The organism is Pseudoalteromonas sp. SG45-1, from assembly GCF_014164135.1.
Lineage (GTDB): Bacteria > Pseudomonadota > Gammaproteobacteria > Enterobacterales > Alteromonadaceae > Pseudoalteromonas > Pseudoalteromonas distincta.
Genome location: NZ_JACJEP010000027.1, coordinates 38,686 through 54,634, shown reverse-complemented (window position 1 = coordinate 54,634; position 15,949 = coordinate 38,686). Strand labels below are relative to the sequence as shown.

General features: G+C 37.3%; 9 protein-coding genes. 5 read left to right on the top strand and 4 right to left on the bottom strand.

The window, feature by feature from the left end; translation table 11 throughout:
* Positions 1-427 precede the first annotated feature (427 nt).
* The 3 genes from H5117_RS17530 to H5117_RS17520 all read right to left on the bottom strand — a co-directional run bounded on the left by H5117_RS17530 (position 428) and on the right by H5117_RS17520 (position 4,927).
* The gene (locus tag H5117_RS17530) at positions 428-3,349 is read right to left on the bottom strand and encodes a TonB-dependent receptor (RefSeq protein ID WP_182738781.1); all 2,922 of its coding nucleotides are present in this window, start codon (positions 3,347-3,349) and stop codon (positions 428-430) included.
* Positions 3,350-3,765: 416 nt separating this feature from the next.
* Positions 3,766-4,464: a metallophosphoesterase gene (locus H5117_RS17525; protein WP_182738780.1), complete on the bottom strand. Its 699-nt coding sequence runs from the start codon at positions 4,462-4,464 to the stop codon at positions 3,766-3,768.
* 214 nt (positions 4,465-4,678) lie between these two features.
* Positions 4,679-4,927: a YfhL family 4Fe-4S dicluster ferredoxin gene (locus H5117_RS17520; RefSeq protein WP_024595039.1), complete on the bottom strand. Its 249-nt coding sequence runs from the start codon at positions 4,925-4,927 to the stop codon at positions 4,679-4,681.
* 596 nt (positions 4,928-5,523) lie between these two features.
* On the opposite strand from H5117_RS17520, the gene H5117_RS17515 reads away from it, so the two are divergent.
* From H5117_RS17515 to H5117_RS17505, 3 genes are all read left to right on the top strand, one after another.
* Positions 5,524-6,051: an RNA polymerase sigma factor gene (locus H5117_RS17515; protein ID WP_182720719.1), complete on the top strand. Its 528-nt coding sequence runs from the start codon at positions 5,524-5,526 to the stop codon at positions 6,049-6,051.
* A gap of 63 nt (positions 6,052-6,114) precedes the next feature.
* The gene (locus H5117_RS17510) at positions 6,115-7,092 is read left to right on the top strand and encodes a FecR family protein (RefSeq protein WP_182738779.1); all 978 of its coding nucleotides are present in this window, start codon (positions 6,115-6,117) and stop codon (positions 7,090-7,092) included.
* Between the two features lie 24 nt (positions 7,093-7,116).
* Positions 7,117-9,972, top strand: a complete 2,856-nt coding sequence (locus H5117_RS17505; protein WP_182738778.1) for a TonB-dependent receptor — start codon at positions 7,117-7,119, stop codon at positions 9,970-9,972.
* Here the strand turns inward: H5117_RS17505 and H5117_RS17500 are convergent.
* Positions 9,969-11,756 (bottom strand): metallophosphoesterase, encoded by a 1,788-nt coding sequence (locus H5117_RS17500; RefSeq protein ID WP_182738777.1) that lies wholly within the window; start codon positions 11,754-11,756, stop codon positions 9,969-9,971. The genes H5117_RS17505 and H5117_RS17500 overlap by 4 nt on opposite strands.
* Before the next feature lie 180 nt (positions 11,757-11,936).
* Between H5117_RS17500 and H5117_RS17495 the strand changes: the two genes are divergently transcribed.
* Positions 11,937-12,998: a Ca2+-dependent phosphoinositide-specific phospholipase C gene (locus H5117_RS17495; RefSeq protein WP_182738776.1), complete on the top strand. Its 1,062-nt coding sequence runs from the start codon at positions 11,937-11,939 to the stop codon at positions 12,996-12,998.
* Between the two features lie 21 nt (positions 12,999-13,019).
* Positions 13,020-15,743 (top strand): TonB-dependent receptor, encoded by a 2,724-nt coding sequence (locus tag H5117_RS17490; protein ID WP_182738775.1) that lies wholly within the window; start codon positions 13,020-13,022, stop codon positions 15,741-15,743.
* The last annotated feature ends 206 nt before the right edge of the window (positions 15,744-15,949 follow it).

Here is a 15,949-nt window from a genome sequence, read left to right as displayed (position 1 = left end):
CGAGTGCCCACACAGATGATTGCTTTATATTGTTAAAGAACGTTTTGAGTCGCTTTAGCGTCTCAAGGGATGCGAATAATACACCCTTTATTTTTCGAGTCAACACTTTGTTTTAAACTTTCTTTCGACAATTTAAAACCGAAGTTTTATTTAACTCTCTGAGTAGTTCGTGCCTCGCTATGCGTTGTCCGCTGCGCGTCGCCATATCCCGTCTCAGTGGGGTCGCATTATAGGGAGAACAGATTTTTACGCAAGCGTTTTATTGACAAAACTTTAAATAAAGCACTGTTCGCTGAGAATTTGAGCTAAACGCATTAAAAACACAACATAACTAGCATTTTATTAACATTTAACGCCTATTAAAGTGTTTGTTATGGCCTGCGCTATCAAAAAATACTGTCTACAGACCTGCTATTAAGTCATTTATCTAAAAGCTATAGTTAAAGCCCGCGTAAAAACGACGACCTGAGTAGCTAGTATTGAGTAATCGCGCATCGGTGTCATTTCCTAAACGCGTTACTGATTCAGATTTAGTTAAATTAATAACCGCTGCGGTAAAGCTAAGCCCGTCGTATAAATTTACGGATGCATTTACATCGAGTTGTTCGTAAGGGTCTTGGTATACATTTAATCCGCTATTTAAACCGAGTACTGTTTCGCCGCGCTTATTATAAGAAGCACGTACATTAAAATAATCTCCTTCATAATAAACAGAGGTGTTGTACTGATACTTTGCACTACCTATTAAGGCCGACTGACCAAATTCTTCACCATTAATTGTTACATCTGCTTTATTGGTTTTGTTATAGGTGTAATTTGCGTAAAAGCCAAAACCACTATCAAAGGCATGCTGAATAAATACTTCCGCGCCTTTTGATACTGCATCGGTGCCATTACCTACAGTGCTGTAAGGGGTTATATTAATAGTCCCTGCATCCACTATATTATTTTTACCAGCAAAGTTTTGCTCTACGTCGATCACCAGTGGCACAACAAAGTTATCTACTTTTTTATGAAAAAGTGCCAACCCAACAGCAGAACCTTCGCCATAATAATACTCAATAGATAAATCAGCTTGAACTGATTCAAATGGTTTCAAGTTTTTATTTCCGCCACTACCGCTAAAACCAGGAAGCTCGTTAAATGCGGCTCTATCTTCTGCCCATTCATCTGATACATAAGTAATGCGCTGCTGCGCACCTAAATCACTATAGTCAGGACGAGATATTACTTTAGCTATTGCCCCACGAATAACTAAATCGTCGGTTGCATCCCACGCTATATTAAAGCTTGGCAAAACTTGAGTGTCTTTGTTTTGCTGAGTGACTAATTGATAGTCTTCTACAAAACGAGCGTCACCTGTTACTGGCTCACCTGTTTCATCATTTGTGTGATCTAATTGGTAGGTATATAAGTCAGTAGATGAAGTAAGTGTTTTTGTTTGCACAACACGCACACCCAAATTACCTCTGACTTCACTAAATTCAAAATCACCTTGTATATAAAAAGCCGATATTTTTTCTTCTATATCGTAAACAAAATTATCTTCAATGCGCGTATAAGGTACATAACTAGCAGTGACCATATCGCGGTATTTATTCCAGTCGATACTTGGCATTTGGTTTATATCAAAACCACCTGCAATATTATTCTCACTAGTAAATACATTTTGAGCTAATGGCATTCCACCATTCCATTGGTAGCTATCAAAACGGGTAATGCCTTGCTCACTTGCTTCCCCTGCAGCAATATCAAAATTTGGTTCTAAAAAGAAGGTGTTGCCGGTTTCACGGTGAAGAATTGAGTTGCGGTACTTAACACCGGTTCTAATTGTTTTTAAAAAGCCCCAATCAACATAAAAATCCACATCAGCTTGGTAGTAATCTTCTTCTAGCTCACTGCGTACAAAGCTTGAGTTTGAAGAGCCCGCATCACGACCGCCTCCAACTCCATTTTGTAAATTAACTAATGTATTAGGGTCGATATTAAGTGACACATTATTTTGATTGAGCGACCAGCCAGCCGTTTGAGCTGCGTTTTGAATAGTGGCTGCGTTTTCGCCCGCGTTAGAACTTTTATACGCCGCTTCCCAGCTTTCTTCTGGGCCGCCCTCTGATTGTGTATTACCAATTACAAAGCGCGCTTTAAAATTATCACCTTCATAGGTTAAATTAAAATCAAAGGTATCGGAGGTAGATTCCTCACGTACGTAGCTACCACGCATCCACGGAAATTGCATATCATTTTCGACACCACTTGCCATTGCATCGTATTGCATACCAGTAACAATAGTGCCCGACTCATCAAGGTTTACATCCGTTAAAAAATCAGGATTTAAAGACCACTCTGGTATATCAATCACAGATTCTGTTCTGTCTTGCCCAAGTGTAAAACCAAAATAATTAAAGCCAAGCTCTAAACGATTTGTTGGTCGCCACTGTGAACTAAATTGAATCCCTTCGCGCTCACGTTTTTCGTTAAGAACAGAACCTCGAACAACTTGCGGAAACCAAACGCCATCGTAACTGTTGCCGTTTGCATCATTAATAGTATCCCAGCCATTATTGTTATCAACTGAGTTGCCAGTAACATCAGTAGGTTGGCCGTCACCGGTGTAGCGCCATACATTTGCATCGGTACCACCTGAGAGCGTTCTATTTGTTCGCTCTTGATAGGTATAGCCTACTAAAATGCCAAAATTTTCATCATCGTTTTTCCACGAATACAACCCAGTAAATTGAGGTTCATACTCTTTGGTAACATCGGCGTAAGTGCTTTCTACATTAAATACACCTGAGTTCGCCTCCATACTTAATGGCTTTCGGCTATGCATTAATACAGTACCACCAACACCACCTTCATCTAAACGCGCTTCTGGCGATTTAAATACTTCTACGCTTTCAATCATGGAAGAGGGTAATAGCGTATAATCAAAAGAACGTGAAGGCTCGCCCGGCGAAGACGCAATAAAATTACCATTGAGCTGAGTAAACGTAAGCTCAGACGATAAACCACGAATACTCACCGACGCACCTTCGCCACCATCGCGTTCAATAACTACACCTGGAACACGTTGCAATGAGTCAGCCACATTTTTATCAGGGAACTTACCAATATCCTCAGCAGTAATTGCGTCTACCACTGATCCCGACATACGCTTAACATCTAAATTTTCGGCCATGCTGGAACTTATTCCGCGTACTTCTATTACTTCCATACCTTTTGCGTGCTGCGGGTTTTCTTGCGCTGCAAAAGCACACGTAGAACCCAAAGCAGAAAAAATTGATATATAAAGTGACGACTTACAAAACGTTGAAAAAGGGAAAGGGTATATGCTTGCTACTATCATGTGAGAGGCTGTTCCATTTAAATCTGCTTATATAAAACCTAAAGCGAGAAGTTAGTCCTTTTACGTAAATTATTTACGAAATGGCAAAAATTGTTCCCAATTCTACACAGCCAAACTTAACCGTTTGTTAATCATCAATATTAAAACTAAATAAACGTCTCATATAACTGTATTAATACCTATTGAATGAAACTTAAAATCCAACCCACACTTCAAAACCACTCTCAATTAACAAACTAAGAGCGGCTTTGTGGTATTTAATAGCTTAATGAATAATTACAATGCATAAATCATCATAAAGTGTATACAAAAATACGAAGGGGATAATTTGATGTGGTAGTCAGCAGTTTATACTTTAAAAAGCAAAACTGCCGGATGATATTTGAAAGAAGTAATAATTGCTAAATAGCGCTTGGTTAATCAAGCGTAGCAATAACCTCTGAAAGCTCGAGTAATGTCGGCTTTCCACCATAATAATTTGTATCTATATGATAACTATCACCAACCCAAAAAGGCGCTTTAGTTGAGTTATGTCCATGTATTGAAAAGTCGACTCCATGACTTTTAACTACCTTATTTTGTTTAACTACTTCGCGATCCCACAACAAAGATTGCACGATTAGCGATTTATCATCAGGGTAATTTTCCCAATCCCACGATTGTGCAAATGTATGAGACAACCCTATTGTATAACCACGATACTCTAGTACTATTGAAAGCGGTTTAGTTAGTAACTCATCGCACATAACACTGAGCTTTTCTCTCGATACCGACTTGTGCCAATTGCCACCATTGTCAGTCCATAATTTAAAAGCCGCTATATCATTACTTAATAATGATTCCAACATTAAATGCTCATGATTACCTAATATCATACATGCCCTAATGGCTTGTAAGTATGTAAATAAGTCATATGTTTTATCCCCGCGATCAACAAAATCGCCTAGGCAAAACAAAGTATCTCTTTCAGGATTAAAATTTACGTTATTAAGTGCGTTTTTTAAGGCCGGTAAATCACCATCAAGATCGCCAATTACAAATACTCGGCACTCATCATTAATAAATATGGCTTGTTTTGAAGATACAGCCTGAATAGCGTTAATACCTATATCCAAAATAGACTCCTATAGAATGCAATCTAAAACTTAGATTAATACTTGAGTTTATAAAGCCTTAAGGTAACACAATATAGTTGATAATTAATGAAGGTAATAAGATTTGATTGAAACTAAAAATGCATGACAGAGGACCTTAGCTACAACCTAAATAATTAATGTAAGTAGTGTTTTTAGCCTAAATTAAAAGCTGCTTAGCAAAATACCTGACGAGTTATTTGCCAGTTACCCGCACAAATTTTTCTGCTAGTTCGTCCAAAGTTTCACGCTTATTCGGATCGGGCTTTATGCAGTCAATAGGGCAAACACTTACGCAAGTAGGTTTATCATAATGCCCTACACACTCTGTACATTTGTTTGCATCTATTTGGTATATTTTAGCGCCCATATAAATAGCCTCATTAGGGCATTCTGGGTCACACATATCGCAGTTAATGCATTTACTATTTATGAGTAAAGCCACTTATAAGCCTTTTCAATTAATATCATTACAAAACAAAAAGATAGATTTAAATGAAATGTTTTTTGACTGCTTTTCATACAATCCAAGTTCAATAAAAAACCTTTGTTTTTCATTAAATCGTAGCACACATTCGTAACTCACCATTTTATTTTTAGGTGTAAATTTCAGCCATAAATTATGCCTATTTTTCTCTGTTGCTTTGTTGATCCTAATCAATAAAAATAGCTGCACTTTTACTAAGCTTGATACTATTATTTTAACTTTTCTATGTCATTTTTTAAGCTAATATAAAACTAGCTGATCTGCCGAAAAGCGCTTAAGCCCTCTAGTCATACGCTAATCTCGCCAAAAGAACATTCAAATAAGTGATAACAAGGGAATATAGTACCTCCAAAAATTTAGTCTTTCTCAAAGCGTTATTTGCTCAAATACTCTATGCCTAAAATTAAACCCTATCTAAAGCGTTAAGATGCTCTAAATGATAATTTATTCTTCGTATCATTACTTTAATTTACTTAATCGCCCAACCGTACCTGTAATCAATTGGTCATATTATTCACTTAGTATTTATTTAAAATAAAATTCTAGACTGAGTAATGAAGACTTTTAAAAGCCCCCTGCCATCGAATTTAAATATTTCTTCTGAACAAAGCGATGTAAAAAACGTTATCAGCCATATTCGTAAGTTTGTTAGTCGTCGAACAAATAATACCGATGACGTAGACGACCTAGTCCAAGAAGCTTTGCTGAGAACTTTAAATAGAAATGACACATTAGAAATTGAAAACTTTCAGGCGTACATAAATCAAGTCGCAAAGTCTGTTATGTATAGTGATTGGCAAAAAAATAAAAGCCAACCAAATAATGCAGAAGATATTGAGCTTTTTACAGATGATAATAGCGATCCAGAGGCGCAGTCAATTACAGAGCAAAAGCTCGAGCTTGTTAAAAGTGCGTTGGAAGAGTTGCCACCTCTAAGAAGAAAAGTATTTAAGCTTCGACGTATTAACGGATTAAGTCGCGAAGAAATTAGTCTGCAGTTAAATATGAGCCAAGAATCTGTAAAAAAACATATTACGCGCGCAATGATACAAATAACGCTTCACATAGAAAAAAATCAATAAAAATGTCCCCTTTATTACACTTTTACGCTCTTTATATTTAATCAACGCAGGTTAGGTTTTTTAATGAACGAACAACGCTTAGAACAGGCAGCAGATTGGGTAGATCGGATTAATGATTTAAATGATCATGACCGTAAAGAACTATCGCTTTGGTTAAAATGCACAGAAAATAAGGCTGCATTTGAGAAAATAGCCAATGTATTTGGCGATCCTGCTGTTAAACAGGCTCTACACATTTACACTAAACAATATAGTTTACCGACTCCAATAATTACGCCTAATGCTAAACGTTCTAGGGCTTTCCCTATGCTCGCCTTAGCAGCTAGTTTTAGCGCTATTGCTTTTGCAGTGTACTGGCTTTCTATATCTCAACAAGCGTTTACACCAACACCTATTGCAAAAACAGCAGTTGAAACTAACCTACCTCAGCTTTTAGAAGCACGTTTAGGCAAACGTGTATCTAAGTTATTAGATGACGGTTCATATTTACACTTAAATGCAGATAGTGAGTTGACTGCGCACTTACTACCACACTCTAGGCAAATCGAATTAAAAAAAGGACAGGTTTTTTTTGATGTAGCCAAAGATAAAACACGGCCATTTATAATAAATTCCGGACAAGCAAGCATTAAAGTACTAGGTACTTCTTTTGATGTAGAGCGCAATAAGGATGAAGTAGTGGTAACAGTGTACGAAGGCAGGGTAGAAGTCTCGGCCTTAGATAAAGTGATATTAACTCCCTCTCAACAAGCTGTTATAAAAAATGGACATATAGCTGTAGATTATAGCCAGCAGTTGACACAACTCCCTGCTTGGCGAATGGGTTGGATTGATGCAAAAAAAGAACCTCTAACCACTGTTATTAAGCAATTGCAGCGTTATAGCCCTATGGTAATTAAAGTAGATAACGCACTAAATAATACTTTAATTAGCGGACGATTTAATCTCGAAACGCCGCAACGAAGCCTTATGCTAATAGCATCTACTTACAACTGGAATGTAGAAAAAAAGAGCAACGAACTTCATTTAACGCGACCTTAAATGAAGTATGTTGATTAAACTCTTATGCTAAAACATGTATGTACATTAGATAAACGTATTTTAGTGTACTTTTTTATTGCTGTTAGTTGCTTAACAGCAATGCCAAGTGCCGCAAAAAACATACATACGTTTGTTTATATACCTGCCGGTTCTCTCAGTGACAGCTTAAGAGAAGTAGCAAATGCATATGCAGTCTCTTTTAGTAGTAACCCTTCCCTTATCGACGACAAAACTACATCCACCTTAATTGGCGATCATACACTTGCTCAAGCACTAGATTTTTTATTAATAGGCAGCGAGTTAACATATAAAATTCAAGACAAGGGTTTTGTTATTTTTCAACAAAAAATAACGACCAATAAAGAAACACTTGAAGAAATAACAGTAAAGGGTATCCGCTATTCGTTGGCTCGCTCACGAAACTTAAAACACAATAATAAAACGATTAGCGAAGCCATTTCTGCACAAGATATTACCGACATTCCCAATACTAACTTGGCTGAAGCCTTACAGTATATTCCGGGTGTAGCCATTACTCGCGAAGCAGGCGAAGGTCGCCAAGTATCAATACGTGGCAGTTATCCTGATTTTAGTTTGGTAACACTCAACGGTATGCCTGTATTGGCAAATAATGATTCACCAATGGATAGTCGAGTGCAAAAACAGCGCGATCGTTCTTTCGACTTCAATATTTTACCTGCCGAACTATTTAAACAAATTCATGTAATTAAAGCCTATTCTGCCGACAAAATTGCAGGTGGAATATCTGGCACTATGGCACTGCAAACTATAAACCCCTTAGATAATGAAGGATTTAAATTTATTATTACACCAGAAGTCGGCTACAACGACTATGTGGGTACAGGCGCAAAACGCTATTCAAGCTTAATTTCTAACACGTGGAATAATTGGGGGGTACTTGCAAGCGTTGCGTACACAAACAGAGAATCGTTAGAGCAAGGCGCTAATACATTTCGCTGGCGAAATATTGCCATAGAAGGCGCTGATCTCTCGGCGTTAACTCAATCACAAGCTCAGCATTTAACTCAAGGCGATTATATAATCCCTCGCGGTAATCGCTACTCGGTATGGCAAGCAACCCAGCAGCGATTTGGGGCAAACCTATCTGTAGAGTATAAAAACGAAACCACGCATTTTGATTTTGATATGCTCTCAGGTTTTTTAAAAGGAGAGCGGCATGAATATCATTTATACCCTAGAGGGGATCAGTCAACGCCTATAATTAAAGGGCTAACAACAATTAAAGACATTCAAGCTAATGAAAATAATGAGCTTGAGTATGCACGTTATGAAAATGCACGCGTGGCAACCGAAAGCCGAACTCAAAAAATAAATACGGCATATCAGCAAGGCGTGCTGTCATTTTCCCAGCAACTAGATAAAAATTGGAAAATAAACGCCATATTAGGAAACGAGCGCTCAAAGTATGACATTCCTTACAGCAATAAAATTTATACCCAAGGTATAAGTGACGTTACAATTGATTATCGTAAAACGCCATTTTATGCAGATATTAAGTACAGCGAAAACTTGAAAAATCCGACGATGTGGCAAATGCATCATGGTGATATAGAGCAATACAATTCAAATAGTGAGTACACCTTCGCAAAATTAGATTTTCAATATGACGTTAATAGTTTAATAACTCTTCAATTTGGGGCTGACTGGACTCTGTTTGAAAATAAAATGAATAACGCACAGCAAAACGATATTTTTTTTAATGAAATATCCGATACACCACAACAATTAATTGACCTTCCTGCATCGTATGTTTCATCGCAAAATGCACATAAAAAACAGCAGTGGTTAAAAATAAACACTAATGAGGCACTTAAGCTTTATGGCATTGACCCATTTAATGTACAAGCCAATAATTTTTTAATCACGACTAAAGCTGAACACATAAAGGAATATAGCAGAGGTGCTTATACTCTATTAAGTACAGAGCAAGAAAAATGGGAGGCTCATATAGGTGTACGTTACCAATCAGAATCTATAACATCTTACACTCAAGCGCCTTACTCTCCGATTTTGTATAGTTTATGGCTTCCAACTTTTAATGGGTCATATTTTATTAACGATAATTGGCGATTTCGTGCAGGACTTTCTAAAAACTATTCAAAACCATTACTAAATTCACTCAATTTTGATGGCTCAAACGATACCCCCAATAGTACAAAATACATATTTAACTCAAATCTAAAACCTTACTTATCTTATAATAGCGATATTTCCTTAGAGGCTGATTTTAGTAGTCGCAGTTCGTTTAACATATCACTTTTTTATAAAGATCTAGAGGATTACATAGTCACAACACAAGCGCCTTTATTTGAAGATTCGCCGCCTACAACCTCCGATAGTCAATTACTTTGGTTAAGTAATGCAGAAACGGGCTATCAGTGGGGAGCCGAGGTAAGTTTAAACTACTTAATACATAATTCTGATTGGGGCATTAATATACAAGCGGCTTATAATAAAGGTAAAGTCACCTATTACAACTCAAATAGTGGCACTGCTTTATTTAAAAAAAACCTGCCTTTTTTATCTAAAATTACCGCATCAAGTATGATTTTTTACGACCACCCTAAATTCAATTTTAAACTCGGCGCTATTTTTAGAGATAAATATTTAGTGCGTGCTGGCAGCCTTTTACTCGATGAAAACGAAACCGGATTTATGCCGACTATCTATTGGGATGCAAGTGTAAATTATTATTTTTCTAATTATTGGAAACTTAAATTTAGCGCATTTAATCTCAGTAATGAACAAGAGCAACAATACAGTAATTCAACCCTCAGAGCTTACAACTCAACCACAAGTGGACGTACCTTTTACTTAGGGTTGAGTTATCAGTATTAAATGATTTTTCCTGTTTTTAAATCAACGCGGAAATTCTCCCCCTGGGTATGTTGACTAAATTTTGCCATTACTTTTATTAACAGGGCTAAGTATTGCTGTATTTGCGTATCTGTTTTACATGTCGATTGTGCTAAAAAAGTATTTAGTTGTTGATAAGTAAGACGCTTTTGAGGTGTTATATCTGCTGTTACATCACCATTTCTTAATAAATAAAAATCTTGAAGCCATTCTTTTGTCGATACAGCTTCAAGCTGAGAGAGCAAATTAGGCGGTGCTTCATTTAAACATTGCATATTTGTAAACCAATCGGCTAAATGATGATTGTCATTTAACCATGCCACTAAATTTTTAGGCCAATCGCGTTTTAAAAAACGCTGTTTAATCAGCCCAAATAAATGTTGCTTGGTAAAATCACCATAACTCTTTGAGTTCAAAATAGTGCGGTCAAAATTACTAAGATTATGCAAGTTACGATACTGCCATTCCTTTTCATATAAACTAAATAAGTTATTAAAACCCGGCACATCGTCTAATGTATGAGTACTAATAAGCGCGGTTTGCTTAGCTAAATTTAGCTCTACAACTTTATAGGCCGCTTTGTAAGCCGCTAAACTTGGCACTTGCACATTAACTAACTGGGAGTGCTGATTACTGGTTATCAGCGCCGTATCATTTAAATGCATATGCCCTGCAAAATGGAGCGTTAACCCTGTATCTGCCAGTATTTTTGCTGTACGTGGTGTTGGCACTCTTGGTAGAGAAAAATGACCACGGCTAAACACTTTATGTAATTCGTCATTTGCATTGTCGTAAAACTCCCCCATTGGAAAGTGACTAAATGCAACCAGTGTTTTATTTTGCGTTTTGGCTCTTTTTACAACCGTTTTTATCCACTTTAACAATAGAGGCTTTGCATCAATTAAAGCATTATAGCCAGCACCAGACGACCCTTTAAAAGTGAGCGGTGAGTTTTGCCATTGCGGTGCATAAACATTGGCATCAATTGCCATTAACCAAACCCCTTTTATAGGCTCAACTAAATAACTCGCATCGGGCATGGTGATACAGTGTTTTTTGTTATTGGGGTTACACCATATAAACTCTCGGTTTTTATAAGGCGTTTCATATAGCACATCACCTTTATGTTTGCTAAATCCAAAGTCATTGAGTGTGCTTAGTATTTCAGCGTATCCCCAGTTTTTTAAACCATCATCACATACTTCCAGCTTAGCCATACACTTTTCATGTTGATAACTATAAACGCCAAACTCTTTACCTTGAGCCGTTAAGAAGTCCGCTTTACCTGCCGGTGTTGTATATGGTTTTACGGGATCGTGATTACCCGGTATGGCAAAGAAACGCATTCCATATTTCTTTTCATAATGACCTAAAATACGCGCCAGTGCCCGCACATTAATAGGTTGACCATCATCAGTAAAATCGCCAGGTAAGGCGACTAGTTTTATTTTTTTTTCGGCTAATTCATCTAATACATGTAAAAAAACAAAATAATTTTCATTAAAAAGACGTGTTGAATGAAGCTGGGCAAGCATACTACGCACTAGTAATGGTTGCTTTGAGGTAACGTCCTTTGGTAGTTCTATATTATCTACGTCATGTAAATTAGCAAAAATATCATGTAGATGAATATCAGCTAAAAATGCCACTTTAACCGTCTCCATCTGCGACGCACTTTTAACCTCAAAGTACTCAATAGCACTTACTTTGCATGTAATACATAACCCAATCCATAGTGCTAACCATAGTACTTTGACTCTAATCATGATGGCTTTATCCCGTTTTTATTTCACTCATTATTTAGAGCGAGGTAATGGATAAAAGGGGACATAAAATTTTATAAACATGCTTTTCTATTATGAAACTTTTATTAAATGCATATTTTTGTGTCCCCTAATTTATAAATGCTCGCTCTTAGATAGCAAACTCAACAATTGAGACGTGCTATGCCATTTTTTATTTTTATTATTTTTGCAGGTTATGTAAGCAGTGTTAGCGCTAAGCCATTAAACACCCTGCAAATGATTGGCTCACATAACAGCTATAAAAAAACATTAAACGTAAGCGTTAAACATAAATTAAATGATTTAAGCCCCAAGCTAATGGCCCGTATTGATTACGGTCATTCATCTATTATTAAACAGTTAAATAGCGGTGTTCGCCATTTAGAAATTGACGTTTTAAAAGACCCTAATGGGGGTTTATACATAAAACCTTGGGCTAATACTTTTGCAACAACGCCTTTGTTTAATGAGTTAGAAAAAAAGCAATTAGCTACTCCTAAATTTAAAGTAATGCACATTCCCGACATTGATGTGCAAAGCCATTGTGTGTTGTTTAGTGGCTGTTTGAATACATTGAAAGCATGGTCAGAGGCAAATCCGCAGCACTTTCCAATTGTTGTAATGCTCAATGTAAAAGAAACACGCTCTGATTTAATTTTAGGAACCCAGCCACTTAAATTTACACCGAAAGATTATTATTTACTCGATGAAGTAATTCAAAAATCGTTACCTAACTTATTATTCACGCCAGATGATTTACGCAAAACGCCATTATCTTTAAACCAAACAGTCATTAAGTTTGGGTGGCCAAGTACACGTGCCTTAGCAGGTAAGTTCATATTCTTATTTGATGGCAATACACAACAATCCGCACTTTATAAACAAAATAGGCCTTCGTTAAAAGGGGCTAGCATGTTTGCCCATTATGATGAAAACCACCCCGAAGCTGCTTTTATGATTGTGAACAACCCTATACGCGACTTTTATAAAATTCAGCAACTTGTATTAAAAGGCTTCATGGTGCGTACCCGCGCAGATGCAAATTTAAGTGCCACTAATTCGCAACGAACAATGCAGTTTAATGCTGCAAAAAATAGCGGCGCACAAGTAATTTCAACCGATTTTATACCCGGCTCGCCACAGCAGGCGCGCTTTAACTATGTGGTGCAATTTGACGAAGGTCATTTAGTGCGCACAAACCCTTTTATTAATAATCAACTTTAAATTAAAAACCAAGGAAGCATCATGTTGAACAAACCATCTCGTACGCTTTTAGCAACGGCTATAATGAGTTCATTAGGCGCGTCTAATTATGTGTATGCAGAACAATCTGCGCAAACAGAAGTGGAAGAAATTGTTGTACAGGGTTATCGCAACAGTTTGTTAAAAGCAAAAGATTTAAAACGAAATGCTGTGGGCGCACAAGATTCTATTGTGGCTGAAGATATTGCAGATTTTCCCGATCTAAATCTAGCAGACTCACTACAACGTGTACCTGGCATTGCCATAACTCGAGAGGGCGGCGAAGGCCGACAAATTTCGTTACGAGGCTTGGGTCCAAACTTTACACAAGTACAACTCAACGGTATGGAAGCTTTAGGTACATCGTCTTCAGCAATGGATAGCCGAGGTTCCGTAAGTCGCTCTCGCGCTTTTGATTTTAATATATTTGCTTCTGAGTTATTTCAACGCGTTGATGTGAAAAAATCATTTTCAGCCGAAATGGATGAAGGCGGCATAGGCGGCACTGTTGGGCTTCATACAGCTAAACCATTTGATTTTGATGGTTTTAATACTGCTCTATCAGGTCAACTTGGCGACAACTCACAAACCGATGATGTTAGCCCACGAGTTGCAGCGCTTATCTCAAATACATGGGATGATAAACTTGGTGCATTATTTTCAATTGCATACAGCAAACGTGATGTAAATGAGCAAGGTTACAATACTTATCGCTGGCGCAAAAAAAATGCATCAGGCTCAGATATATCTGAACTATCAGATGAATTACAAGATAAAATTAACAACGAAGAAGTGAGCTTTTCACGTGGTAGCCGCTATTCATTATTTGAAAACGAACAAGAGCGCCTAGGGACAACACTTGCCCTGCAGTATCGCCCAAGTAATAACCTTGAATTTAGTTTTGACGCTCTATATGGTGAACTGAATAATGACCGCAGTGAATACCACTTACAAAATAGAGGTTCTAGTTCAACAGCTATTGGTTGTACTGGACCGGCTTATAACAACGAGCAAATATGCTCAAAGCTAACAACTCTTGAAATAAATGAAAATAACGACGCTATTTACTCAGTATACGAAGACGCCGCAATACACTCAGAAAGCCGCAGCCAATATGCAGACACTAAAATAAGTCAATTTGTATTAAAAAGTGACTGGCAAATTACAAACGATTTAAATATGACCGCTCTCGTGGGGCGCTCAGAAACCAAATTTAATACAGGGAGTGTTAAAGTTTATCTAGAAACATTTGGCGATGAAACAATTGATTACCGCCAAGATGCTTATTATGGTGAAAACACATACGGGTTTGAGCCTACAGACAGTAGTTTATTTCGTTATCACGAAATTGATATATCTGAAGAAGAAATAACTAATACATTCGACTCTATGAAATTAGATTTTAATTACACACTAAACAATGCTTCAAATATAAAGTTTGGTGTATCTAATAAAAAGTTTGAAAGTGAAAACGGTGAAAGTAAATCTGATAATATTAATCGCAGTGATTGGGAAGATGGCGTACTGGATGACACGGTAGATTCAAGCCTTACATTTACCAATACCGCACACAATAAACAACAATGGGTAAGTGTTGATGTACTAGGCACTCTAGCGAGTATGAATATCGACCCTAACTTAGATAACCCTGATTTTACCGATAACGTACAAGAAAAAACCTTTGGCGCTTATTTGCAGTACGAAGCTGAATGGGAGCTAGGCTCAGGTTACTTAATGGGTAATGCGGGCGTGCGTCATTACGATACGACTACCAATGCTATAGGGTTAATAAATGGAGAAGTAGTTGACGTTGAAAATACCTATTCAGGGTTACTACCCGCTATAAATTTAGTGTGGGATAGTAATAACAGTTTAGTGCTACGTGCAAGTTACGGCGAAAATCTCACCCGCCCTTCACTCGCTGCATTAGTGCCAACAGGTGTGGTACAAAATGATGCCACATCAACCAATGGCCTAAGTATCAGTTCAGGAAACCCAAACCTTAAACCTTATGAATCAGTTAATTTAGACTTTTCAGTTGAATATTACTTTGAAAATATAGGGTATGCAGCCGTAAGTTACTTCCATAAATCTATTGATAATTTCATTATCACCGAAACATATGACATTCCATACAGCCAGACTGGCTACCCAGTTAGTTTATTAGGCGACGTAGACGAAAACGGCAACCCACAAACAGCAAGTACTGTTTTTACCGTTATTCAACCACAAAATTTAGATGAAAGTGATATTAGTGGCTGGGAACTGGCCTTTCAACGAGATCTCGACTTTTTACCTGCTCCTTTTAATAACTTAGGTGTTATTGCGAATTATACCTTTGCTGATGGTGAAGCGCTGTACCGTAATGTGGGTAACTCAGGTGTTGATCAATATAAATCGTTCCCAGGACTTTCAGAACACTCTGGTAACTTTACAGTATATTACGATTCTGACTCATGGGGCGCACGTGTTGCAGCCGCTTATAGAAGTGACTATATTGCAGCGGTACAAGCGGGTAACGGCGATGAAGACGAAAACGGTTTTCATGCCAGTACATACATAGATGCATCCGCCTTTTATCAGGTTAATGAAAAGCTAAAGCTCACTATAGAAGCCAGTAATTTGACTAATGAACGAGAAGAGCAATATTCAGACTCTAATGATCGTTTATACAATACGACGGTTAATGGCCGTACTGTTTATTTAGGTGCCAGTTATCGCTTCTAAATTATAAAAATGAGGCTCTATTTTTGTGTAGAGCCTCTAATTATTTTTTAGGGATTCATCAAAAAAGACGACTTATAAAAATGATCACTTAATTAAGCGAATTTATATAGAGCACTCGATGTAAATCACTATTTGTAAATCTACTTTCAACGGCTCTAACAAGAACGATTTAAAACTACTTTTAATTTATTTAGATGAACAGATTG